The sequence below is a fragment of the Deltaproteobacteria bacterium GWC2_55_46 genome (genome assembly GCA_001595385.3).
In the GTDB taxonomy this organism is placed as follows: domain Bacteria; phylum Desulfobacterota; class GWC2-55-46; order GWC2-55-46; family GWC2-55-46; genus UBA5799.
In genome coordinates this window covers 86,548-108,886 of sequence record LVEI03000002.1, presented here as the reverse complement: position 1 = coordinate 108,886, position 22,339 = coordinate 86,548, and the positions used below count along the sequence as shown (strand labels likewise).

At 50.3% G+C, this 22,339-nt stretch carries 22 protein-coding genes, 1 pseudogene and 1 CRISPR repeat array; of the genes and pseudogenes, 5 read left to right on the top strand and 18 right to left on the bottom strand.

Features of this window, described 5'->3' with window-relative positions; genetic code table 11:
* Positions 1-18 precede the first annotated feature (18 nt).
* The 5 genes from A2V21_312960 to A2V21_312940 form a co-directional block, all read right to left on the bottom strand.
* Positions 19-1,200 (bottom strand): hypothetical protein, encoded by a 1,182-nt coding sequence (locus A2V21_312960; GenBank protein ID OIJ72746.1) that lies wholly within the window; start codon positions 1,198-1,200, stop codon positions 19-21.
* A gap of 2 nt (positions 1,201-1,202) precedes the next feature.
* The gene (locus tag A2V21_312955) at positions 1,203-2,498 is read right to left on the bottom strand and encodes a hypothetical protein (GenBank protein OIJ72775.1); all 1,296 of its coding nucleotides are present in this window, start codon (positions 2,496-2,498) and stop codon (positions 1,203-1,205) included.
* Positions 2,499-2,645: 147 nt separating this feature from the next.
* Positions 2,646-3,293 carry a hypothetical protein gene (locus tag A2V21_312950; GenBank protein ID OIJ72745.1) on the bottom strand — a complete coding sequence of 216 codons (648 nt, stop codon included), beginning with the start codon at positions 3,291-3,293 and terminating at the stop codon, positions 2,646-2,648.
* A gap of 1 nt (position 3,294) precedes the next feature.
* On the bottom strand, positions 3,295-4,020 hold the full coding sequence (locus A2V21_312945) for a hypothetical protein (protein ID OIJ72744.1): 726 nt from the start codon (positions 4,018-4,020) through the stop codon (positions 3,295-3,297).
* On the bottom strand, positions 4,020-4,907 hold the full coding sequence (locus A2V21_312940) for a hypothetical protein (GenBank protein ID OIJ72743.1): 888 nt from the start codon (positions 4,905-4,907) through the stop codon (positions 4,020-4,022). The genes A2V21_312945 and A2V21_312940 overlap by 1 nt, the downstream gene beginning before the upstream one ends.
* Positions 4,908-5,032: 125 nt before the next feature.
* Between A2V21_312940 and A2V21_312935 the strand changes: the two genes are divergently transcribed.
* Positions 5,033-7,477, top strand: a complete 2,445-nt coding sequence (locus tag A2V21_312935) for a hypothetical protein (GenBank protein ID OIJ72742.1) — start codon at positions 5,033-5,035, stop codon at positions 7,475-7,477.
* The gene (locus tag A2V21_312930) at positions 7,477-8,922 is read left to right on the top strand and encodes a hypothetical protein (protein ID OIJ72741.1); all 1,446 of its coding nucleotides are present in this window, start codon (positions 7,477-7,479) and stop codon (positions 8,920-8,922) included. The genes A2V21_312935 and A2V21_312930 overlap by 1 nt, the downstream gene beginning before the upstream one ends.
* 11 nt (positions 8,923-8,933) lie before the next feature.
* Here the strand turns inward: A2V21_312930 and A2V21_312925 are convergent, their stop codons facing one another.
* The 11 genes and pseudogenes from A2V21_312925 to A2V21_312875 form a co-directional block, all read right to left on the bottom strand.
* Complete coding sequence (locus A2V21_312925; GenBank protein OIJ72774.1) at positions 8,934-9,293, bottom strand: holo-[acyl-carrier-protein] synthase; 360 nt, start codon at positions 9,291-9,293, stop codon at positions 8,934-8,936.
* A 78-nt stretch (positions 9,294-9,371) separates the two neighbouring features.
* Positions 9,372-10,001, bottom strand: coding sequence for a hypothetical protein (locus A2V21_312920; protein OIJ72740.1), 630 nt, complete (start codon positions 9,999-10,001; stop codon positions 9,372-9,374).
* Positions 10,002-10,408: 407 nt separating this feature from the next.
* A pseudogene (locus A2V21_312915) lies at positions 10,409-11,270 on the bottom strand (hypothetical protein).
* Complete coding sequence (locus A2V21_312910; GenBank protein ID OIJ72739.1) at positions 11,267-11,569, bottom strand: transposase; 303 nt, start codon at positions 11,567-11,569, stop codon at positions 11,267-11,269. The pseudogene A2V21_312915 and the gene A2V21_312910 overlap by 4 nt, the downstream one beginning before the upstream one ends.
* A 163-nt stretch (positions 11,570-11,732) precedes the next feature.
* Positions 11,733-12,698: a CRISPR direct-repeat array (repeat unit 32 nt; unit sequence GTTTCAATCCACGCTCCCGCGCGGGGAGCGAC).
* A gap of 184 nt (positions 12,699-12,882) precedes the next feature.
* Complete coding sequence (locus A2V21_312905) at positions 12,883-13,173, bottom strand: CRISPR-associated endonuclease Cas2 (protein OIJ72738.1); 291 nt, start codon at positions 13,171-13,173, stop codon at positions 12,883-12,885.
* Between the two features lie 9 nt (positions 13,174-13,182).
* Positions 13,183-14,214, bottom strand: a complete 1,032-nt coding sequence (locus A2V21_312900; protein OIJ72737.1) for a subtype I-C CRISPR-associated endonuclease Cas1 — start codon at positions 14,212-14,214, stop codon at positions 13,183-13,185.
* Positions 14,211-14,903, bottom strand: a complete 693-nt coding sequence (locus A2V21_312895; GenBank protein ID OIJ72736.1) for a CRISPR-associated protein Cas4 — start codon at positions 14,901-14,903, stop codon at positions 14,211-14,213. Before A2V21_312895 ends, A2V21_312900 begins: the two co-directional genes overlap by 4 nt.
* Positions 14,904-14,910: 7 nt before the next feature.
* Entirely contained in the window at positions 14,911-15,999 is a 1,089-nt protein-coding gene (locus tag A2V21_312890) for a type I-C CRISPR-associated protein Cas7/Csd2 (GenBank protein ID OIJ72735.1), read from the bottom strand.
* A gap of 19 nt (positions 16,000-16,018) precedes the next feature.
* Positions 16,019-17,752: a type I-C CRISPR-associated protein Cas8c/Csd1 gene (locus tag A2V21_312885; GenBank protein ID OIJ72734.1), complete on the bottom strand. Its 1,734-nt coding sequence runs from the start codon at positions 17,750-17,752 to the stop codon at positions 16,019-16,021.
* On the bottom strand, positions 17,749-18,429 hold the full coding sequence (locus A2V21_312880) for a type I-C CRISPR-associated protein Cas5 (protein OIJ72733.1): 681 nt from the start codon (positions 18,427-18,429) through the stop codon (positions 17,749-17,751). Before A2V21_312880 ends, A2V21_312885 begins: the two co-directional genes overlap by 4 nt.
* Before the next feature lie 31 nt (positions 18,430-18,460).
* Positions 18,461-18,880, bottom strand: coding sequence for a hypothetical protein (locus A2V21_312875; protein ID OIJ72732.1), 420 nt, complete (start codon positions 18,878-18,880; stop codon positions 18,461-18,463).
* A 58-nt stretch (positions 18,881-18,938) separates the two neighbouring features.
* Here A2V21_312875 and A2V21_312870 point away from each other — a divergent pair, with 58 nt between their 5' ends.
* The 3 genes from A2V21_312870 (at position 18,939) to A2V21_312860 (ending at position 21,549) form a co-directional block, all read left to right on the top strand.
* On the top strand, positions 18,939-20,786 hold the full coding sequence (locus A2V21_312870; protein OIJ72731.1) for a hypothetical protein: 1,848 nt from the start codon (positions 18,939-18,941) through the stop codon (positions 20,784-20,786).
* Positions 20,787-20,939: 153 nt separating this feature from the next.
* Positions 20,940-21,149 (top strand): hypothetical protein, encoded by a 210-nt coding sequence (locus A2V21_312865; protein OIJ72730.1) that lies wholly within the window; start codon positions 20,940-20,942, stop codon positions 21,147-21,149.
* A gap of 10 nt (positions 21,150-21,159) precedes the next feature.
* Entirely contained in the window at positions 21,160-21,549 is a 390-nt protein-coding gene (locus A2V21_312860) for a hypothetical protein (GenBank protein ID OIJ72729.1), read from the top strand.
* 6 nt (positions 21,550-21,555) lie between these two features.
* Here the strand turns inward: A2V21_312860 and A2V21_312855 are convergent, their stop codons facing one another.
* Both A2V21_312855 and A2V21_312850 read right to left on the bottom strand, forming a co-directional pair.
* Positions 21,556-21,822 carry a hypothetical protein gene (locus A2V21_312855; protein ID OIJ72728.1) on the bottom strand — a complete coding sequence of 89 codons (267 nt, stop codon included), beginning with the start codon at positions 21,820-21,822 and terminating at the stop codon, positions 21,556-21,558.
* Between the two features lie 24 nt (positions 21,823-21,846).
* Positions 21,847-22,338 carry a hypothetical protein gene (locus tag A2V21_312850; protein ID OIJ72727.1) on the bottom strand — a complete coding sequence of 164 codons (492 nt, stop codon included), beginning with the start codon at positions 22,336-22,338 and terminating at the stop codon, positions 21,847-21,849.
* Position 22,339: the final 1 nt, after the last annotated feature.

Here is a 22,339-nt window from a genome sequence, read left to right as displayed (position 1 = left end):
GAATCCAATTGAAAACCTTCATCTGAATACGAGCTTTCTCATTTCCCTGTTGAATAAAAAAGGTATCAATGATGACAGCCTTCCCACAACTGGCAAAGGGTCATGAAGCGACAAGATATCATATCCGTCAGCTCTTTCAAAAAAATTCCTCAATGCTTTTCGCTTATCTTTAGTGGCCATAAGATGCATGATATCTCCCGGTATGAGCCATCTGCACCTCACGCCTGCCCTGTACTCGAGCACCTCTTCACAATCCCCTATTTTGGCGAGCATATATAGAAGAAAGGGGAAATCCACGCCGGAAAGTACGGAGAGGCTCAAAGACCCCCACAACCTTGGGTTGATCTCAAGCAATTTGTAAGTATTATCTCTCGGGTCTTTGCGGAACTCTACCATCGCCGGGCCGACCCAGTTCAAGTCTTTGAGTATGGAAAAAGCGGTATCCCTGAGGCGTTCATCGCGGATACTCTCCCTCAATGTGCTCGGTCCGCCCGAGACAGGGTACTCTCTTAGCCTTTTGTAGACAAAACCGACCCGAGGCTCGCCCTTCATATTGAATAGCGCGGCCACACCGCAGCCCCCGCCTTCTGAAGCTGGAATGTACTCCTGGACGAGCGGATAAGGATACTTCGAGTGCACGCTCAGGTAGTTGTCTCGAAAAGAGCCTCTATCTTTTACATACATTATCCCGCGTGAACCGGAACTCTCCTTAGGTTTTATGACAGCCGGATAAGAGACTCTGTTTGCGATTCCTTCCAGTTCCTCGATGTCTTCGACAAAAAATGTCTTTGGCGCTGGATAGCCTTTTTGAACGGCAAACTTCATGAGCCACGCCTTGTCATGGACTTTTTGCGCGAGTTCGTACGGAGGAAACGGGAATCCGGTTAAAGGAGAGATATGTTTAACATTTCCGGCGATTAGCTGCTGTGTTGAAAACTCTGTAGGCAGGACCATCTCATAAGAGCCGGCCTTAAGCTCGGATAGAAGCCAGTTCATGAACGCGTCAGGCCTGGCAATCGGCGAAGGATAGACCAACCTTCTGGAGGCGTACCTTGAAAAATGCGAAGTGGTAAGACGCGTGGCTTCGCCAACAGCCACCTTGATACCTTTTTGGCCTAGGCTCCTCACAGCCGATAGCGTCTTGTTCCACATCCCGTCAAGCACAAGAACGCCCGGTTTTTTCATGCCGCTCTCCACCATTTTCAGCTATTTCTAAGAGAGGAATTCTCCATGGCCTTCAAGCGCTCAACTGATTTTTCTATGCTCTGCTTAAAACCGAAGTTCATCGGCCAGAAAAAGTTTTTATAGGTCCCATTGCCCCAGAGCCTTTTGAAAATCGAAGAATATGTGAACGCTCCCCTGTAAGCGTCATAATAACCATCAAGGAGCTTTTCCGGGGTCATTTTTTTGGGCCTGTAGACAACAGAACTCGTGGTGTAGTTCGACCAGTCGTTATCGATTATCCTGTCCTCTTTCCTGAGCCTTTCATAAAGCACGGTCCCAGGATAAGGGGTCAGAATAGAGAAATAACAGACATCGAGTTTGGCCTTTACTACAAACTCGCGCGTACGGTCAAAAACCCCTTCGTCATCATCATCGAGCCCGAATACGAATGCGCCGTTAACGCCTATGCCGTGGTCATGCAGCTTTTTTATGACATCAATATACTTATCGGGATGATTGAAGTTCTTTCCAACGGTATTGAGATTATTGTTTGAAAGCGTCTCGAAACCGACCAAGAGCCCCAGGCAGCCGCTTTGCTTCATAAGCCTGAGTATCTCATCGTCACTGGCGACATTTACGGAAGCCTGGCCGAGCCATTTCAGGTTATAAGGAGCGATACGCTTGAAGAACTCCCTCGCGTAAGCCCGGTTGCTTATGATGTTGTCGTCTACAAAAAAAACCATATTTTTGAGGATGAACCTGCCGTCGAAGTGTTTCAGCTGCCTGACTTCGTTTTCAACCTCGTCTACAGGCCTTGACCTGAACTTTCCGCCGAATGAGTTTGTTACCGAGCAGAAGTCGCAGTCGTGCGGGCACCCCCTTGTCGTCTCGACAAAGTGAACAGGAAGATACCGCTTGTTCCGATAGAGCTCCCAGTCAGCGATACCAATGTTTACAAGGGAGGGATAGGCGCTGTGCTTATATATTTTTTTAAGCTTCCCATGCTTGAAGTCCTCGAGCACTCCGGGCCATAGCCCTTCGGCCTCTCCTATTACCACGCTGTCAGCGTGCTGCAAGGCCTCTTCCGGCATCTTGGACGGGTGCATGCCGCCCATAACCACCTTGATGCCCCTTGCCCTGAAGTGGTCGGCTATCTCATATCCCCTGTTTACCGCCGGGGTCATTGAAGTGATGCCTACAAGATCGGCATCCTGGTTCAGGTCTATGGGCTCGGCCTTTTCGTCGACGATATTAATGTCCCAGCCGTCAGGGGTGAGCGCAGCCACTTTCAGCAGTCCCAAGGTCGGGAGCCTGAAATAAAAATCCTTGCCCATTATGCTTTTAGCGGCTATCGGTGATATCAAGAGAAGCTTAGGCTTACTCAAATTCAAAACCCCTGTTGTTTTTTTCTCATTCTGAAAAAAAATTTTATTTGTGAGCTGATTCCCAGCCAGCATGCATTAAGAACTTAAGCCGGTGTCTTACATCCCTAAGTTACCCTGATTTTTCTTTTTAAGCGCTTTAAATATGAATGGCATTGAGCCGAGACCTATAAGCACAGCCAAAGATATTATGAAGCCTGGGCTTAATGGCTCCTCTACAGTGCTTCCGAAATAGGTATATATGAAACAGATGGGGATTATCAATATCATGCTGCTCAGATAAAAATCCCTGAAAGGCATTTTAGAGAGCCCGGCAGAGTAGCTTACGAGGTCCCAGGGGATGTTGAACAGCCGCATGAAAAAAACGGTCCTGAAACCATTTTGCTCCATGTTGTTATCGAAGTTCAGAAGCTTTTTACTGCCGCTTACGACCCGCTCCACTCCCCTTCTGCCCAAAATGCGGGCGAAGTAAAAAGCCACTGCCGTGGAGCCTGCCGCGCCTATCGATACATAGATAGTGCCGTAAAACGGGCCGAACATCGTCCCCGCTATTACCGTAAGCCCCAACGAGGGGATAAAAAAAAGAATGGGCTTCAGCGCGACTATGATTATGAAGACTATCGGGGCAAGGGCTCCGAAAGAATGAACGAAGGCACGGAGCTCCGCCGGACTGAGCCCGGGAGCGAACCTGTAAACCAACAGCGCGGCTATGGCCAGGAATATGAGAACTGAGGCAATCCGCAGCATTTCAGCGCGTCTCTTCGGCTCCGAGCGTCCTCACTACGGTGCCGGATGGGAGTTTCAGCGAGAACGGGGTATTATCTTTTACGCTGTTTACCACGACTTCCCCTATCTCCGTACTTGTCGTCGAACCGTCTTTCGTTTGCACCTCGAAACGCCGCGGCAGCCCGTCTGGGCCGTAAAATATTTTAAGGTCTTTCAGAAATCTCGAAAGCATTTTCGACTTAGGCTGAAAAAGGATTATCGTGGCGCCGTCTTTCACATAAGTCAACAATTTGAAGTTCTTTGATATCTCATCGAGCGAAAAATTCATGCTTGAAGAGAGAAAGCCGACAGTGTACCTGACGACCATGTCCCCGGCGAGCAGCCTTTTAGTCGCGTCCCTCTTCGCTGGCCTGTAGACCCACAGAGCCTCACCGTCCGCGACAACGACCATCTTCTGCGGAGAATCGATCTCCCATCTCATGAAATTGGGCTTTTTGAGAAGGACCGAACCCTCTGTCACGATATCCTTATCAAGAAGGGGCGAACTCTTCGTCTGCCTGACCCTGGCAAGGACAGAGTCAATCCCGGACTGCGCGTTTTTAATCCTGTCGAACGCTGAGGCGGCTTCGACCGCGCTCAGAGGCTCGCCTAGGTCAGGCTGGCCGGATATGCCGGAACTGGCTGAAAACAGCACAGCAATCAGGGCCGCTAAAACAATGGCCGCTCTTACATTAAAAACTCTGAACATCACACCTCTACAAAGTTGTACCATTGATCCGGGTACTTCCTTATGTACTGCTCAAATTTTTTTATTACTTTCCCCGCGACCGACTCAAGCGTATCGCCGGCTTCCTTATCGAAGTAAATGGGCTTTTCGGCAATGGCCCTGTACCCACTGCCCTCTCTTACGACAAAAGCCGGCATTATGGGAGAACCTGTGGCACGAGCAAGGAGCAATGGTCCGGCAGGAAAGGTCGTAGGTGTGCCGAAGAAAGGCACAGGCACCCCGCCTTCGGCGGCCCTGTCGACGAGCATGGCCACGACCTCATTACGCATGAGGGCATTGAGCGCGTCAAGACCTGCAAAGGGCGTATCTCCTATCACTATCGTGCTTATATTATGGAACTTTCTGTATCGTTCTTTTATTGCCGTTATCTCATCGATATTGTCCTTGGCTGTAAGCACATTTATCTTTATGTCGTGCTTTCCGAAAAAAATGCCGCCGAGCTCCCAATTCCCAAGGTGAGCGGTCAGGAGGATTATCCCCTTTCCGCCCGAAAGGCATTCATCTATGAAATGCCCCCCGTCAATGCAAACAAGCTCCCTTTCGAGGGTCTCTTTATCTATTGATTTGAACCTTGCGTAATCGATAAGATATCTGGAGTAGTTCTTGAAGGTTTTGCGCGCAAGCACGGCTATGCTGTCTTCAGTTGCTTCGGGAAAGACACGCCTCAGGTTTTTCTCAAGGTTTTTCCTCGCGCCCTTGTAAAAAAAACAACTGATTCCGGCGATAGTTCCAGCCACGCCGTATGAAAGGAACTTTGGTATATATCCAGCACTCCATATCCCGAAGTTGTAAACGCCGGGCCTGGCGAGAAGATGCCTTTTTTCTTCGGTGAAATGCTCTATGGACATTGTGTGTTCTTACGGGTATTTAGTGGTTGCTTAGAATAGCATATACAGTGATTCTTTAAAAGTGTAAAAGCGCCCTCATATTCTCCCTTGCTTTATGGTTTTACCAATAGTATTTTTTATCCGGCATGAACATATTCTTTCACAGATTAGCGCAATTCATAATAGGCCATTACAGGCTCCTGGCCCTTGCGTCAGTGACACTCGCCATCGTCTTGGCTTCCCTGGTCTTACGGATAGAATTTAAGACCGACATGCTCGATGTCCTGCCTTCGAACGACCCGAACATCACCAGGTTCAAGGATTTTCTTGAGGATTTCGGTTCGGCCGACAACCTAATCATCGCTATCGAGACAAAGGACGGGAACGTATTTGAGCACATCGAAGTCGTTGAGTACCTCGCAGAAAAGCTCACTTCATCTGAATATGTAGAATATGTCGATTACAACGCTCTCAAGTCCAAGCCGGAACTCCTGCTCAAGCGTTTCCCGCTTTTCCTTGGACCTGCTGAATCAGACGAGCTCGACAAGAGGCTCAGTCCGGCTGGGATGGCAGAGCAGCTCGGAAAAAACCGTGAAACGCTCTTCTCTCCGGTATCCTCGCCGGTGGCGGCTGACCTCATCTCAAAAGACCCACTCGACCTTGGTTCGATAGTCCTGAAAAGTATCTCCAAAAAGGGATTTTCCGGCCAGGGCGGGTATTACATGGACAAGGAGCAGACGATGCTCCTCATGTTCGTGAAACCGAAAAAAACGGCGCGGGACATGGAGTTCATCGAAGAGTTCTCCACCGAGATGAATTCAATCATAGGGGCGGCGCTTGACGGCACAGATGGCGTAACAATCGGCCTCACCGGCCCTTATGCCTTTGCAATGGAGGCCCATTCGTCATTAAAAGATGAGATCGTCACCAACTTCGTTACATCAAGCATTATTATCATATTACTCTTCCAGTTCGTTTACAGAAAAAGGCTGCTCGTCCTTATATTGACTGCCGTTACGCTCGCAATCGCGCTCATTTATACGCTCGCTTTCGCCTATGTTTTTTTTGGCGGACTCAATATGGTCTCATGCGTCGTCATAGTGATGCTCATGGGAATGGGGATAGACTATATAATTCATATTTTCAACCGTTGGGAGGAGGAGTACAGAGCAAGCGGGGACCGCGTAAAAGCGCTCGAAGCGGCCTTTACCAGAGTCTTGCCAGGTGTTGTGGTCGGCTCTGTCACCACATCTCTCGCGTTCTTCTCGATACTTTTTACCGACTTCAAGGGCATGTACGAATTCGGGATAGTGGCAGGCATCGGGGTGCTCGCCTGCCTTTTAACGATGATATTTTTCATGTGCCCGGCCGCCATCCTGCTCGGGCCGCGCCTCGTCTCGAACTCGCCTTTGAAACAAAACCTCTCGAAAAGCGCCGGAGCGGTACGGAGAAGGCCCGCTTTGTTCCTTTCAATCGGAGCCGCCGCCGTAATCATAAGCCTTATCTTCATCCCAAAGCTCAGGTTTGATTCAGATCCGGAATCCATAGGCAAAAGCGGCAGCCCCGTATTCGCCCTTCAAAAAAAGATTTCATCGGCGTTTGACACAGGTGAAAACCCGCTCATAGTCGTAAATGAGGCTGCCTCCAGTGAAGGGCTTCTATCTGCCTACGACCAGCTGGAATCATCTTTCAAGAGTCTTGAAGCTGAATCGAAGATAGGGTCCTACTCGTCCCTGAGCCTTTTTTTGCCGCCCCCCTCACAACAGAAAGCTGCTATCGAAAGAACCGATAAGTGTCTCGAAGCCGGTGAATTGAAAGAACGCTTTTTGAAGGCCCTGAAAGCAAACGGGTTCAAAACCGGAGCATATCAGGAAAAGTACATCGAACAGGTGGCACAGGCTTACAATAACAAGTCCCTTATCACGCTAAGCGAGCTTAAGGCCAACTCGGATAAAAAAATCAGGCTCTTTTACAACCCGGAGCGCTTCAAGACCGCTTCATATATTTTCCCTAAGGAAAAGTGGGATGACGATTCGATAAAGACAGTCTCAGATGAAATCAGCAAAGTCCCGGGAACTTCCATCACAGGTGCGCCTGTAATGCTGAGGACGCTCAAGGGAGCGCTCATAAAGGATATCACGATCGCTTCAGGCATCACTTATCTCATCATAACATTCATAATATGGTTCCAATTCAAAAAGCTCAAATGGACCCTGGCTGTCCAGGCTTCACTGTTAATAACCTTTCTCTTGACAGTTGGAGCCATGTCCATCCTCGGGATACGCTTTAACTACATCAATATAGGCGCTGTCGCGCTCATATTAGGAATAGGCATCGATTACAGCGTCTATATCATGCAGGGCTATATTGAAAATGAAGGCAATCCTGGAGAAGGTATCGAAAAAATCTGGAAATCTGTAATCATGTGCGCGCTTACGACCATAGCCGGTTTCGGCTCTCTTATAACCATGAGCTTTGAGGGTATCGCTTCCCTGGGCGCGGTGATAACCATAGGCGTCCTTATGAGCCTGTTCACCTCTTTATTGCTTCTCCCCTCCTTGCTTTCACTTATTGAGAAAAAGAAAAACTGATGCCTGATTTCGATTGCGTGATAATAGGCTCGGGAATCGGGGGCCTCGTAGCCGGGGGCAGACTTGCTTCTAAAGGTTACAAGGTGCTTATACTTGAGCAGAACCCTGTACCTGGCGGTTATTTACAGTCTTTCAGGAGGCGTTCCATTACCTTCGACTCATGCGTCGACTGTTTCAGCGGGCTGGATGCAAACGGCCCTGTTTCAATCGTACTTTCTTCCTTAGGTGTCGAAAAAACTTTAAAACCCATACGCCTCGACCCGATACGGACCTCGATATTCCCGGGTCTTACAATTCATGTCCATGCGGATATCGAAAGATATATCAGTGAGCTTAAGTCCCTCTTCCCATCGGAGAGTGCCGGAATAGATTCCCTGTTCAGGATTTTCAATGCTGTTTACTCCGAGATAAAGGGTTGGGGAGATTTCATTGCGGGCCTTCTCCCACACGAGCGCATTCCCGTAAACATCGTGGAACTCAGCAGACTTACCTATGGAGAACTGCTGGATACTTGTATAAAAGACACAAGGCTAAAGGCGGTGTTGTCCGACAGGTGCCCTTTTTACGGAGTGCCTCCCACAAGGGTCGGCTCTGTAGCGATGATAGCTCTCATAATGAGTTATTTTTCATCAGGGGCCTGGAGAATAAAGGGCGGCTCGCAGAGGCTCGCGGAGGCTATCAGCTCAGGCATAAAATCAAGAGGTTCGGAAGTCATCTTCAAAAAAAAAGCAGAACGCATCATAGTAGAGAACGGAAAGGCTATAGGAGTCGCAACCTCGGACGGAGACGAGTTCACATCAAAGACGGTTATCTCGAATATTGATTTTTACAAGACCTTTGAGATGCTTTCAACTAAAGCAGACCAGCCGAGGGCTTTGGCGCAGAAGGTCACAGGAGCTTCCTCTTCTTTTTTCATACTTTACGCCGGGGTAAAAATGGACCTGAGCCATCTGGAAAGGTCATCCAGCATCGGTTATTATCCTACCTTCGACATGGATTACAATTTTACCGAAGAGGCTTGTTTCAACACTGCCGGTTCCATAGGCATCACAATACCGTCGTTAATTGACCCTGACATGGCCCCTGACGGAATTCATTCGGTAACGGCGCACGAGATGTCCAGTTTCTCTTTCAAGAATGATTGGAAGGCATCAAAAGGGGAACTTACAGATAAAATACTGAAAAAAGCGGACCTGATAATCCCTGGGATTTGCCGCAGCGCCGCCCATGTCGAGGTAGCTACACCTGCGACCCTTGAGCGGTATACAGCTAATACTGGTGGAGCAGCTTACGGATGGACTCAGTCTCCGGGGCTACGGCCCCTCAACACATTCATTGACGGACTTTATCTGGCAGGACATTGGGAAGGCACCGGCGGTGGTGTTGTTGCCGCAGCCTATTCCGGGCACAAGGCCGCAGGCCGTGTGGAAAAGAAACTTGGTTGAAGCCCTTTGGTTCAGAGGCTCTCGATGACTGCCGCGGCGAAGGCTAAACCGCTTGAATAAGAGATACTGATGTGTATTCGTTTGCCATATGACAGTCTGGCGGCCTCATCTTTCAAGTGAACAACAGGGCTCTTATCAGGCCAGTTTATTACCTCGATATCCGTCCAGGTGACACCCAGTGCCCATCCTGTGCCAAGGGCCTTCATTACAGCTTCTTTTACAGCAAAACGGCCCGCCAGGTGCTTATGCGGCTCAGGTTTTGAGAAAGAGTAGGCAATCTCGCCTTCTGTAAACACCCTTTCCAGAAAAGTCTGGTGCTCAGAAAGCTCCCTTATCCTTTCTATATGGGCGATATCTATCCCGTGCGTTATCACACGGTTAAAATACCATTTAGTTCAATATCTTGCAACAAGGGGGTCGACATCCTAAAGGATGCAGCCCCCTTGCCATTATTTTTTCAATTTGTTGAGCTTCTCTTCAGACTTTAGCGCGGAAGCTGAACCAGGAGCGGCGCTCACCGCCTTGCTCCAGGCCTCTTGTGCCTTTCCCTTCTCAGATGTAAGCTCATAGAGATCGCCTATTCTAAGATAGATCATTGCTTCCGTTTCCTTGCTGATCCCGGGCGCTTTAAGCGCGGCTTCGTACTGTTCCAGTCCATTCTGCTTCTCTATGCTCAAGCTTCTATCCGCGAATGAATCCATCTTTTTCAGGTCATCAAAAAAGATATCACCCTTAAGCATCAGGCCCTCTACATTCGTAGGGTCAAAATAAAAGACCTTTTTAAGCGTGGTCAATGCTTTGTTACGCCTGTCATTATAATGATAACTCCTCGCAAACAGCAGATACATTTCGGCATTATCTATCTCAGCCGTATATACTTTTTTAAGCTCATTGAATGCTTTATAGACCTTAGGCTGCCAGACAGAGTCGTTTTTCTCCTTTAAAACGGCTACCTCATCAAGCATCCCTCTTATTTCAACCAGTTTGGCTTTTGAAGCGCTTAACTCAGCGGCCTCCTCCGCCACAGAAATGCCGGTCAACACAAAAAAACAGATTATCGCTGAAAAAAGTTTCCTCACTCGCTTATCTCCTTTATTGATTTTACAGAAGGCCCAGAAAACTCTGGCCCAAAGCCTATTGAATGAAAAATGATCATCTGGAATGAAGCAAAAACTTTAAAGCAGCAATTAATTTCCTTTGATATCTCACCTAAAACAATCAGAGATACGAATAGATTTTATACTAAAAATGTAATCGCCTGCAAATATATTTTTTATAATAAAAAACTATAATTTTTTTAAATCTTATATAAACAAATACTACCTAAAAGGAGTCTTCAAATCTATTCAGTGTAAGCTTCCATAAAACCAGCGATTATCCACCCGGTTTAATAAAGACGCAGTAGGTTTAAAAAGGAACTGAAAGGTATAACTATGTCACCTGGTAATATTCTGTGTGATCTTCCCCCGAAAAAATGGACACACGGTTAAGCTACTTTTGACTGCTCGAACGCATGAGGCGAGCGGTATCCCAATGCCGAGTGCCGCCTGAGGCGATTGTAGAACGCCTCGATGTATTCGAAAATCCCCTCTTTGCTCTGCCCTTGTTGTATATCTCTCGAAGTAAACAAGCTCCGTTTTCAGAGTATGGAAGAACGTCTCTGTTACGGCGTTATCGTAGCAATCGCCCTTGTTGCTCATGCTCTGGATGGCGCCGCAACTTTTCAGGACCTTCCTGAAGTCAGCGCTTGCGTATTAGCTGCCACGGTCAGAGTGGAAGATAAGCCCTGGGGTCGGTATACGCCTCATTACGGCCTGATTGAAAGCCCTTAAGGCAAGAGCCGTATCTATCCTCTCCCCCATCGACCAGCCCACTATCTGACGCGAGAACACGTCAAGGACAACCGCCAGGTATAGCCAGCCTTCTTCGGTCCATACGTAAGTGATATCGGAAGTCCAGACCTTGTTGGGCCCATCAGCCGTAAAATGCCTGTTAAGCAGGTTAGGAGACACGGGAAGGCAATGCCTTGAGTTGGTCGTCGCCTTGAACCTCCGCCTGGTCTTTGCTGCTATCCCGTTTATACGCATTAGCCTGGCGATACGGTTATCCCCGCACTGGAGGCCGGTGTCCCTTATGTCCTCGGTAATGCGCGGGCTCCCGTATGTGCCACGGCTTGCCCGGTAAGACCGCCTGATCGCCTCCAGAAGGGCCTCGTTCTCCTTAAGCCGTCTTCCGGTGCCCCTTTCTCTCAACCAGGCGTAATAGCCGCTCCTTGTTAGACCAAAAAGCCGGCACATCCTCTCCACCGCGAACCGGGAGCGCTCTTTTTCCATGAACTCGTACTTCATCCGCGGTGCTTTGAGAAGATGGCCAACGCTTTTTTTAGAATCTCACGGTCCTGCTTGGCGTCTTCGAGTTCCCGCTTAAGCCGCCTTATCTCTTCCTCCTGCGGCTTTAAATGCCCCTTGCCAGGAAAACAATCTCCGGGGTCCTCCGAATACTGCCGCTTCCACTTGTGCAGAAGCATCTCATGAATCCCGAGGCTCCTTGCCACTTCCGCAACAGGACGCCCGCCCTCTACAACCTGCCGTACAGCCTCCCTCTTGAACTCACTGTCGAACTTCCTCCTGCCGCTTCCTCCCTCCATCTTCACACCTCCAGGATTAGACTCCTATAACACTAACCTTTTGGTGTGTCCACTAAATCGGGGGAAGGGCAGCTTCTTGTGGAGAAGCTTAAGCAAGGACTACTAGAGGGGGTACCCTAAAACCAAACAAAAGAATCAGGTTTGTATCAAGGTCTGCGGCACGAACTCAATCCACGCTCCCGCGCGGGGAGCGACTTCCACTTCGCCGCCTCTTCCTTCTTCCCTTCCCTGTTTCAATCCACGCTCCCGCGCGGGGAGCGACATGAAGTCATTGAGACGGGGTTTCCGCTTGTGTTTAGTTTCAATCCACGCTCCCGCGCGGGGAGCGACGTATTCTGATGGCTGACAGACTCGTAACTATAGCGTTTCAATCCACGCTCCCGCGCGGGGAGCGACGTTATACGGCAGATTACGCGGAAGGTTATGCCGTCGTTTCAATCCACGCTCCCGCGCGGGGAGCGACGGAGATCAAGCACCCGGTCAACGGGTACAACATCGTTTCAATCCACGCTCCCGCGCGGGGAGCGACTTGCGTTGATTTAGGCACCGCAACTACTTTTAACAGTTTCAATCCACGCTCCCGCGCGGGGAGCGACTGCAAGAGGTATTTGGTAGGTGTATGACATTACGCGTTTCAATCCACGCTCCCGCGCGGGGAGCGACTGAATTTATAGCCAAATGCGCACCCGCTAATCCTGTTTCAATCCACGCTCCCGCGCGGGGAGCGACCGTGTTTCGCGAGGATGCCGAAGAGATCTGAAAGGTTTCAATCCACGCTCCCGCGCGGGGAGCGACTTACAGACCGGGAAATCCTATGCTCCCAGTCCCGCGTTTCAATCCACGCTCCCGCGCGGGGAGCGACAAAATCAGTCCCAGAGAGAGCCTTAAAGAGAAACAGTTTCAATCCACGCTCCCGCGCGGGGAGCGACCGGGAAGCACGGCCTCTTTATTGAGATGAAGACCATGTTTCAATCCACGCTCCCGCGCGGGGAGCGACGGTGCTAGAGGTCGCGCTCGATTCCGGAACGAAGTTTCAATCCACGCTCCCGCGCGGGGAGCGACCCTGCCGATAGTCACACTGGATCTTGACCATACCGGTTTCAATCCACGCTCCCGCGCGGGGAGCGACGGCAACACCAAATACTATTCAAAAACCAGGAACTTGCACACGTGTTTTCGCGAACCATCCTTTTCCTTAGCCCTCTCTTTGTTCACATTCCTCCTTAACACCGAATTTTTGTTTTTATTTCAATAAGATACATACGTCGCGAATCTGCAGGTCTTTTCGTGTCCGCTTATGGTACGCGGAACTCTTAGACGATGAGAGGCCCTTCGGGGTCATACGCGGGTTTTGCTCCGGCGTGCTCAATCCGCCGTTTCCAGTTGCTCCCCAAAAAATAGAACCGCAGACTATCAACGGCAGGGTCGATCTCCTTAATCAGCTTTTGGCGCATATCGACCCATCGGGCTGGGTCCACCAGGCATTCAAAAACCGAGTTCTGCACCCGCTGGCCGGTGTTCTCACATACTTTGGCAACGCGCCTGAGCCTTTTTTTGCCTGCCTCGGTCTCAGTATTCACATCATAAGTCACCAATACCATCATGACCTGACCTCATTTATAAATGAACGGTGGATATCCATCCATGTCGCCACGCAGATAACGCGCAAGGAGCATCGCCTGACAATGAGGGAGAAGCCCGATTGCCACCTTTTCGCCCAGGAAAGGATGCTGAATCTCCTCCTGCTTGCGTTTTTGATAAGATACAAGCACCTCCTTCCGCGTTTTGTCGTCCATCATAACCGCCCTGGTCTCGGTTGCGTTGAACCCCTTGCCCTTCACCTGCTGCCGGTTCACAAGAGAAAGCGCCAGCCGGTCGGCAAGGAAAGGCCTTAACTCCTCCATGAGATCGAGCGCAAGCCCCGGCCTTCCGGGTCTGTCCCGGTGCAAAAAGCCCACAGCCGGGTCAAGCCCCACACCCTCAAGCGCCGATGCGACATCGTGGGCAAGCAAGGTGTAGATGAATGAGAGCAGCGCGTTGAGGTTGTCAAGCGGAGGCCTTCGGCTCCTCTCCGTAAAATAAAAGTCTTCCTTCTGAGACAGCACGAGGTGATCGAATACGCTGAAGTATGTACGCGCCGCCTCCCCTTCCATGCCCCGGAGGGCATCGAGAGAGGCTTCATTCTCAAGACTTTTGAGTATTCGCGACAGGCGCCCGGAGGCGGAAAGAAGGGCCTCCGCGCTATCAGCATCCGGCTTCTCCCGCGCGGAGCGCAGTAGAACCGTACGGCAATTGGCGACCTTTGCGACAAGAACTGCGCGCGCAACCACGGAGGAGGACGTCTCGTCATCCGCACGACGATATTGTTCGCGCCTTAAAAGCACATTCCCCGAAACGGGGCCGTGCACCCGTGCAATGAAATGACCATGCTCGCTCAAAAAAGAGAGCGTAACGCCCGCCTCTCCACACAGTTCCATAAGCGGAGGGCTCGCCGAGACCTGTCCGAAACAAACTATCCCTCCGAGGGTGTGGATCGGCACCCGAAGCTTTGTTTCGTATTCCACCCGGACGAGCACGGTCTCTCCTTCGCGGGAAAGGTATGCGCCTTGAGTGGTGACAAAAAGCGTATTGAGCAGCCGCTTCATTCCGTTCCTTTTGTATCGGCAGTATCAGAGATGGCCGCCATGATGTATCTTTCCACTTTCGTCCGCTTGCCGACGGTTTTGGGCATGCAAAAGTCGATAAGGGAACAGCTCTCGCATTTCTTCTCGTATTTTGCCGCCGGTGTTTTGCGCGCCTTTGTAAGCTCATGGAGGCGCACACAGAGCGCTTCCGTTTTCCCCTTTAACCCGGTGTCAAAGAGTACATCATATCTTCTTCTCGGAGTACCGTAAAAGAGCATCCCGTTCTGCACCTGCGCGCCGGTCATCTCCTCGATACAGAGCGCCTGAGCGCAAATCTGGACCTCGTCGCACGCGTCCAATTTTGGCTTGCCACGTTTATACTCAACGGGAACGGGCCGCCAGAGACCCGCGACACCCTCAAGGCGCATGCCGCCTGTTTTGTCCGCCTCCTTTACGAGATGGAACTCAACGACGTCCGCCTTCCCGGAAAGCCCGAGCCTTAAAGAGCGAAGGCGAAGCCCCCGGGCTATGCGTAGATCGCGCCGGACCTCGGTTTCATCCTCATGCGCCCTGTCATGGAGATGGCGGCCTTCCACGGTCAGGCGGTTTTCCCCCCAGATGCCCTCAAGGTGTATAAGCCCCCACTGCCGCTCGCAGAACGAGAGGTGCTGGAGCGCGGAGATGGGGAGGAGGTCGTCTTCGGAGAACATGAGTCGCCTACGGTTTCTCGATTATGCTGACCCCATTCGGGAGGCCTACTTTACTAATATTGATCTCGTAATCAGCAAAACCGCGTGGTGGAGCCGCAACGCTTTTGCGCGAGACCGTGACGCGCTCGAACAGTGCATGAGCCGGGGCGCTGCCGAGGGCGCTATCGTGCTTGAAGACCACGAGCTTCCGTGTAGACATCTCTCCACGCGCGGCAGAGCGGTCGTGCTCGAACATTTCAGTAAGAGACTTCCACAGAAGCTCCAGGTCATCGTCCGTAAAACCGGTCTGTGAGGCAAGCGGAGCGGAGACGAACCCGTGGCACCTGTAAAGGCCGTAGGGGACCGTAAACTTCCTTCCCATCGTGCGGTTATCGCCCTGCTGTTTCTCGGCCTCTGCCTCGGTCGCCACGGCCATGCGGGTGATGCTGTGCTCAAGAGGCGCTATCTGGTCTATGCTGCGGGCGAAGGTTAATTGGACAGGGCCGCGCACCTGTCCGCAGTTCGGGGCTGACTTTAGTGACAACACAGCACCAAAAGTGCGTATGTCATAGAATGTTTTACACATCTCATCTCTTCCTTTTTGCACCTCGTCTCCAGATGGCTTTCGAGATTTTGCCCCTTTCATTGTATCATCAATAAACTTCTTTATATCCTTGTCGGGCTTTATCTCTTTTATCCATTCTTTAACTGCTTTTTTATCAACATCGGATTCAATGAGAAGAAAATCAGTATTATCGTCCTCTTCAACCCTCAAACCATCAGGCAAGCTCAATTCAGAAAATTTGTCGACCAGGCCAGATGGTATTTGTACTTTGGATTCTTCTCCTAATTGGATTCCGAGTCGTTTAAATGCATCGACATGTGCTCTCCCGAGGACAGCTTTTTCTTTGACATAGATATCAAACCCCTGTTCTCGTCCGGCCATCTGCACATAGTTCCTTACCTTCCTTTTCAGGCACACATCCGTAACCAGACCATGCCCGGTTTCCGGGTCTAAGCGAGGGAGGTTTCCTGCATCGGGGTCTCCATTTGGATTCCCGTCCTTAACATCGAATAACAATACAAAATCATAACGGTTGTTTACTGCTTTGCTCATTGGATCCCTCCTTTGAAGTTTATTCACTGTCTTTCTTTACGAAAAAACTCTGTCTCTGGTGGTAGTAGCCAATGGCAAAGCGCCCCTGGTCTTGGAGACTCAGATACGCGGGAAAATCGCTTACTCCCTCCATTATCCCGCCTATCTGTTTTTCGAGATTTACCGCCGCGCCCCTGTTTTCGAGTTTTGCGATATGGTGGTTCTTGAGCTTCATCAAGTGGGGGAAGGCGGCAACCGGAGTGCTCGATGCCGAGCCATAGAAGCGGTCTCTGATAGTTGCGTTAATGCCCGGACTTGCGAACTCCTGCGCCCGCTCCAGAACCGCAAATAAGCGCCCCAAGAGATACCCTGTGTTTTTGTTTTCGGGGTCAAGTGACATACTTACCTCCTTTTCTTTTCTGTTATAAAATCTTGATTCCCTCACGAGAATTGCCTTAATGAGGGATGCCCTTGGATAGGTTATTTCCCTCTCGGCCTTGATCCTCCTTATAGCTGATGAAAGCAGCGTTTTAGGATATGGATTTCCTGAAAGTATCGCCTTCATCACCTCTCCTGAAAGGTTCGGTTGAATATTGTCCGCCTTTCCCTCCATTGCGGTTGAAACGAGGAGCCGGAATAACGAGAGATGTTCGGGTTCCCTTGGACTGTGGACGATACTGCAATCGCAAAAATGTTGCCTGATATTCTGGGCGACACATCCAACGGTCCCTGCATACCAGAAGCGCACCGCAATACGGGATGCGTTTGGTGAAAGGCCAAGGACATAGAACTTCGTCAAGTCGCTATCGAGAGGAGGCGCTCCTGTTTCAGGCGCTTTAAAGAGCGCTTTTATCGCCTCATTGTCCTGCGCCGATTGTCCTTTAGGGGGTTCTCCAAAAAAATCTTTAAACAATTCCTCCATGACATTCTGTCTTTCTGCCCAGAAGACCGTGCTTGCGTCTCCTACCTGTATGCGTTGCCTTGAGCCTTTTGCAAGCAAGGTGTTTATTGCAGTCGTATATGCGTGCTCGGCTTTTTCCCCAATTGGCGCATTGAAGCCCTGCGTTTTTCCAAACGAAGTAAAGGCATCGAGATTAAATGAGACGATGTTCGCACCTGCGGACTGTGCCCCCCATACGCCTTTAATGGCGGTATGTAGGCGAGCAGGGACGGTCATTTCTCCTGTTACAAGGCAAGGCGATGCTGTTTCGTTTTCATCTTCCTTTCCTTTCATAATGGTATTCACTACTGCATCGCGCTGGCATACGAGTTCCGTGTCACCTTCAAGCTGAAAGGCTATATTTGCCCCGCCCTCCTCAATTTCAGGCCACAAAGTATGCGAAAATACGCCGATGAAATCGCGAGTAGCGAGGAATTGAAGAACCGCATTCACTCCGATATCTGATGAATCGGGTAAATTTTTTTTGACTTTAGCAATGAAACTCTCCTGCTGTTCCTTGGCGCGTTCGGCGGCTTTTACGCCATCCTTCTTTTTATCAGGTTTCGAACACCCAAAGACATAAGCGGGGTTGTCCCATAGAAGATTGGCCTCAATACCGACTGACCTTTTGACGGCTTTCGGAACGATAAAAGTACGCGCAATCTTCTTTTTCCCATCTGTTTGCCTTGTATCTTGAATGCCTCTGAATCGGCCTTTACCGTCAAGCATGACGACAAACGGGATTGCTTGCCTTTGAAATCCCTCGGGTGCGATATCAGAGTCCTTATCCGTCGCCATCCGCCTATAATAAGCATTTAATGCCTGAAGTATCATCCCCTCACCTCCTTGCTTGCCGCTGGGGGCACCAGCACAATGCCTTTATCCAACGAAGCTCGGAAGAAGTATGGTCGGCATCCGGCACCGCAAAGGTGTATGTAGTTTACATCAGCGCTATTATCATGTTTAATGTCATAGAGCATCCAGCCCAGATCCATGTTTTTATCTATCGGCTCTGGCAAGAGCTCGTCTTTAAGAACAGGATTGAAGTGCGCCACGAACTCCCTGCACCCCAAGTACGGTCTGTGAAAGCATTGGCCGTTTTCCGCGCGCCGTTGGAACATCTCCTCAAACTTGACAACATTATCCGCCGGACCTGCTCTCTCCGTCATTTCAAAAAAAGCGTGTATGGTGTATTCGACATCCCGGAGGATTAGTCCCGCCCTCTGTTGCCTCTCATCTTCAACAAAAATCCCAGCGGAGCGAGCCGACATCACGGCACCCACCTCGTTCCTCCTGACCGACGCCCACTTGATGGGCCGAAGCACATCGATCTGCGCTATCCGCCAGACTATGGCAGGCTTCCAAAGAATGGCTTCTAATACCCCTCTTGCGGCGGATGGAGTCATTACATCATACGAGACCCTCTCAACCTTCATCTCGGGCCTGGTGAAACACGCGTTCTGCCCCCAAACCTTAAGATGCATAAGACGGCTTTTTAAGACAGTAGCCATGTCTTTTCCCTCCTTTCCTGTAAATTAACACTCATACTATCAAGTCATCGGGCTCTATTGCGGTTCCGTAACAAAGACCGAGGGTTTGGTCATAGCGACTGATGGTAGATTGAGCGAATATGCCCTCAAACAGCACTTCGATTTCGCCCGATTTGATTAGTTTTTCTAACAGATACCTTGGCACGTTGACCGCATATCTCTGAAGCTTTCTCATTAGCCACCGCTCGGGACCATTCTTTATTAATTGTTCGATCAACTTGTCTCCCCCGCCGTATCTGACAAGTACGGACGCTTGTAATGACTCATCTATGATCTTGAATTTGGAGGCCGCCGCGCGGAAACTGAACCTGAACCCGCTGTCAGCGGCCAGGTCTTTAAGTATGCCGTGTTTGTCGAGGTTATCCCCCTTAAGCCAGAAGAGTTCCTTGAAAAATTGCTCGGACAACTCCACGGGCTCGACACAAGTGGTAAGTCACCTGCTCAATAGTCCCTTGAACAACCGTGAATACATGCAGTTCATGGTGGAATCGTTGAGAGGGCATCATACCAACAAAGGGGATAGTTACTATTGGGACCCTGTCAATGGAAATGACGCTAACGATGGTATCTCGGAAAAATCTGCGGTCAAGACATTCGCGCAGGCTCACAGTCTTTGCGCGGATTGGGGTCATGATGCCATCTACCTCAGCAGCACGAATAGTGGGGGGGTATTTTATATAGATGAGAACATCAGCATAACGAAAAACTGGCTGTCCCTAAGAGGCCCTGGGTTTGACGCCAGAATACGTCCGACGACCGCCCTACCGTCCGGCGCAGCCGTTGAGGTCCTTGCGGAAGGCGTCCAGATGACCGGACTTCACCTCGACGTTTCTCTCGCGGGGGCGAATGTAGATGGTATCAGGAAGGACGGCAAATACTTTCACTTTAGCGGAGTTATAGTGAAAGGGGCTTCCCGTCGCGGCATATATTCGGTTAATGGACACGGGGATATTTATGAAAAGTTTTCTATTAAAAATTGCGGGACCGATGGCATTGATTTCGGCAACAATAACAACGGAATCGACCTCCTTGACGGATATGTAGATAATTGCGGCGATAACGGTGTGAATATTACGGGGACTGACAACCATGACGTCCGGCTGAAGGATGGGATGACATTGCATGGCAACGGAGAATATGGCTTGAAAGTCGGAGGAGGGGCGGAAGACACCTATATCGCGGCGGGAACAGTCTTCTTAGGGAACGGGCTCGGTGAGATAGACGATAGCGGAGTGGATACACACAGGATAGTGCTGGCGAAGGAAGCGACTGTTAATAATAATACTGATAACCTTTTCAACCTCATCGAATATCAGAGGGGAACGCATACGGGCAGGGGGCGGATCTTCTACTGGAATCCTATTGGAGGCAACGACAGCAATGATGGGCTTACTCCTTCAACCGCGAAGCTTACATGGGCAGGGGTCAATGCCCTCGTTGTGGCATATCGGCATGATATAGTCATTGGCATGCCGGGGGATATCGGCGCGACTACTCAGGTTGATACATTTTTTGACATGAATAAAGCCTTTACCCTCCTCCGTGGGCCGGGGAGAGATTTGAAAATCAAGACCACTTCGACGGCAAACAACACTGTCACCATATCTGCTCCGGGTTGTGAGATTTCTGGCTTCATCATAGAAACAGCAAACAGCGGGTCGAAAGATGCCATCTCCATACAGGCGGACTTCGCTCTGGTAAGAAAGGTGTGGGTGGATTACAGCCGCGGGCATGGGATAGCCTCGCTCAACGGAAGCCACGCCCTAATTGACGATGTGGTGATTCAGGACGCCGCGCAGGGCGGCAGCGGCCATGCTATATCCATCAAATCCACCTCCGGCAATGCTGTTCGGAACGTAATCAGGAACACCAGGATACTTTCCAACGATGGAGATGGCATTAGATTCGACGGGGCCAATACGCAAAATAACTATGTGTTCGCCGGGGAGAAGGGCACGGCCATAACACAGAACACAGGCTACGGAATAAACGAATTGAACGGGGCAGACAATAACCATATAATCGGGCCGGGGCTTATCGTCGAGGGGAATACCTCCGGGGACATCAATCTGACGGGCGCAAACTCAGAGACGATAAACTGCTATCAATATTTGAACGAGGCCACAAATGAAGCGTCCATTGCAGCCACAAAGGTAATGTCGGAACTCCTCTACAAAATGGAGCGCGGCAGGCTGAAACAGACAGACAACCCGGACGGCTCAAAGAAGTATGAGTATTTTGAGGATAACGCCGAGACTCAGAAAATCATTGAGTTCACCGTGGACTCGACCGGGAAAATAAGGAGTGCTGGTGTTTGAGGCGCTTGCGGTTAGAGGTCGCCTCGGACCGGGGGTGTTCACGCATGGTTGGCTGGCATGGGAAGATACAGCCGTTATTGTTGGCTATATTAACCTGTATTCGGTAGGACTCTTTCAATCTGGCTTAACTGCTGTGACGGTGAGGTGGCCCTGATGTTTGTCAATGTGACCGTAAGCGAACCGTTATTAACAGGCATAAGCGTCATGCAGCCGGCTTTATCCGATATGCAAATTGGCAAAGCCGGCATGACCGGCGTAAGCACTGCACAGCCAACCTTATCCGGGGCGCAGGCCGGGCAAGGCGCCCTTGCCACCGTGAGCCTCCGGCAGGCCGGCATGACAGACATAACCTTAGTCCCGTGAAGGAGGCACCGTGAACCAGACCATACTCACAGACCTCATACTTGAAAAGACCACGCCCAAGATAACGGCGGTGATTGAAGACGAGGCTGGCACCCCCGTCCCGGGTACGAGCCTCTTGACGCTCACACTGACGCTGTACAGCACGAGTGACTCTCCGGCCTATGCGATAATAAACGACAGGTCTGACCAGGATGTGTTGAATGCGGAAGGCGTAACAGTGGACGCAGAGGGCAATCTCGCCTGGCAAACAGCTTCAGCGGATACAGCCATACAGGACAGCGTTCTTGAGAAGGAAACTCACAGGGCAGTCTTTAAGTGGACTTATGCGTCGGGCAGCAACACTATCGTGGGCGCACATATCATCGACATGACGATTCAGAATCTGGAAAAGGTGCTCTGACCTGCTCTACCGTCCTTTCCCCTTGGGGTCGAGGTCATGCTCGACCCTTCCTTCCCTCCGCCAGTCCTTGTCGTATCTCTCCAGCCGCTTGCCCTCTTTCTTGATGTAGCCCTTTCTGGACATGTCCGGGTTATAGACCTCGATTAACCCGTCCTTCTCCTTCCAAATCTCGACCACATTCTGGTCTTTGTCAAAGACCCTGTAGGTTTCGGCAATGGCAGGGGTGGGGAGGGGAAGGAAGAGAACGAGAAGAAGCCAGCACGTTTTACACACGGTGAACCTCCGCCAATTAAGAATTCACAGGTAGTTCAACAGCAGGTTTCTTCGACCGTTGGTGCCCTCCGCATTTCCTCCTCTGAATGTTGTATTGTGTTCCATCCTTTTCTCATCTACCCATGAGATGACAAGAAAGTATTCCTCGATCTTCTTCTTTTTGGGAGCTGCCAAAGCAAAAACCCCAAGAGTTACCAACCGCGTAGCCGTGAGTCGTTGTTGTAAACTGCTCCTATCCTCGACGGCTATCTGTTTGACGGCCTTCTTGGGTATCTCTCCGATTCTTTTCTTCTTTTCAAACAGGATGAAATCGGTTTCCGTGGCCGCAATCCAGACATTCGTAGCGATGTTGATTTTTGGATGGCCCATGACATAGTCTCCTGCCACTACTATCTCCTCCGTTGTGCATGTCTCTTCCTTGATTGCATCTCTCCTGTCCGCTTTGAATCCTTCCGAAATGTAGTGTATTAGCATAAGCCCGACTATAGCGATGACAATCATCATTACGAATTCCACG

Excerpts from the sequence above, each read along its gene's own strand:
- A2V21_312960 (OIJ72746.1), bottom strand. The coding sequence starts at position 1,200 with ATGGTGGAGAGCGGCATGAAAAAACCGGGCGTTCTTGTGCTTGACGGG.
- A2V21_312955 (OIJ72775.1), bottom strand. The coding sequence starts at position 2,498 with ATGGGCAAGGATTTTTATTTCAGGCTCCCGACCTTGGGACTGCTGAAA.
- A2V21_312950 (OIJ72745.1), bottom strand. The coding sequence starts at position 3,293 with ATGCTGCGGATTGCCTCAGTTCTCATATTCCTGGCCATAGCCGCGCTG.
- A2V21_312945 (OIJ72744.1), bottom strand. The coding sequence starts at position 4,020 with ATGTTCAGAGTTTTTAATGTAAGAGCGGCCATTGTTTTAGCGGCCCTG.
- A2V21_312940 (OIJ72743.1), bottom strand. The coding sequence starts at position 4,907 with ATGTCCATAGAGCATTTCACCGAAGAAAAAAGGCATCTTCTCGCCAGG.
- A2V21_312935 (OIJ72742.1), top strand. The coding sequence starts at position 5,033 with ATGAACATATTCTTTCACAGATTAGCGCAATTCATAATAGGCCATTAC.
- A2V21_312930 (OIJ72741.1), top strand. The coding sequence starts at position 7,477 with ATGCCTGATTTCGATTGCGTGATAATAGGCTCGGGAATCGGGGGCCTC.
- A2V21_312910 (OIJ72739.1), bottom strand. The coding sequence starts at position 11,569 with ATGGAGGGAGGAAGCGGCAGGAGGAAGTTCGACAGTGAGTTCAAGAGG.
- A2V21_312905 (OIJ72738.1), bottom strand. The coding sequence starts at position 13,173 with ATGATGGTATTGGTGACTTATGATGTGAATACTGAGACCGAGGCAGGC.
- A2V21_312900 (OIJ72737.1), bottom strand. The coding sequence starts at position 14,214 with ATGAAGCGGCTGCTCAATACGCTTTTTGTCACCACTCAAGGCGCATAC.
- A2V21_312895 (OIJ72736.1), bottom strand. The coding sequence starts at position 14,903 with ATGTTCTCCGAAGACGACCTCCTCCCCATCTCCGCGCTCCAGCACCTC.
- A2V21_312890 (OIJ72735.1), bottom strand. The coding sequence starts at position 15,999 with ATGAGCAAAGCAGTAAACAACCGTTATGATTTTGTATTGTTATTCGAT.
- A2V21_312885 (OIJ72734.1), bottom strand. The coding sequence starts at position 17,752 with ATGATACTTCAGGCATTAAATGCTTATTATAGGCGGATGGCGACGGAT.
- A2V21_312880 (OIJ72733.1), bottom strand. The coding sequence starts at position 18,429 with ATGGCTACTGTCTTAAAAAGCCGTCTTATGCATCTTAAGGTTTGGGGG.
- A2V21_312870 (OIJ72731.1), top strand. The coding sequence starts at position 18,939 with ATGCAGTTCATGGTGGAATCGTTGAGAGGGCATCATACCAACAAAGGG.
- A2V21_312865 (OIJ72730.1), top strand. The coding sequence starts at position 20,940 with ATGTTTGTCAATGTGACCGTAAGCGAACCGTTATTAACAGGCATAAGC.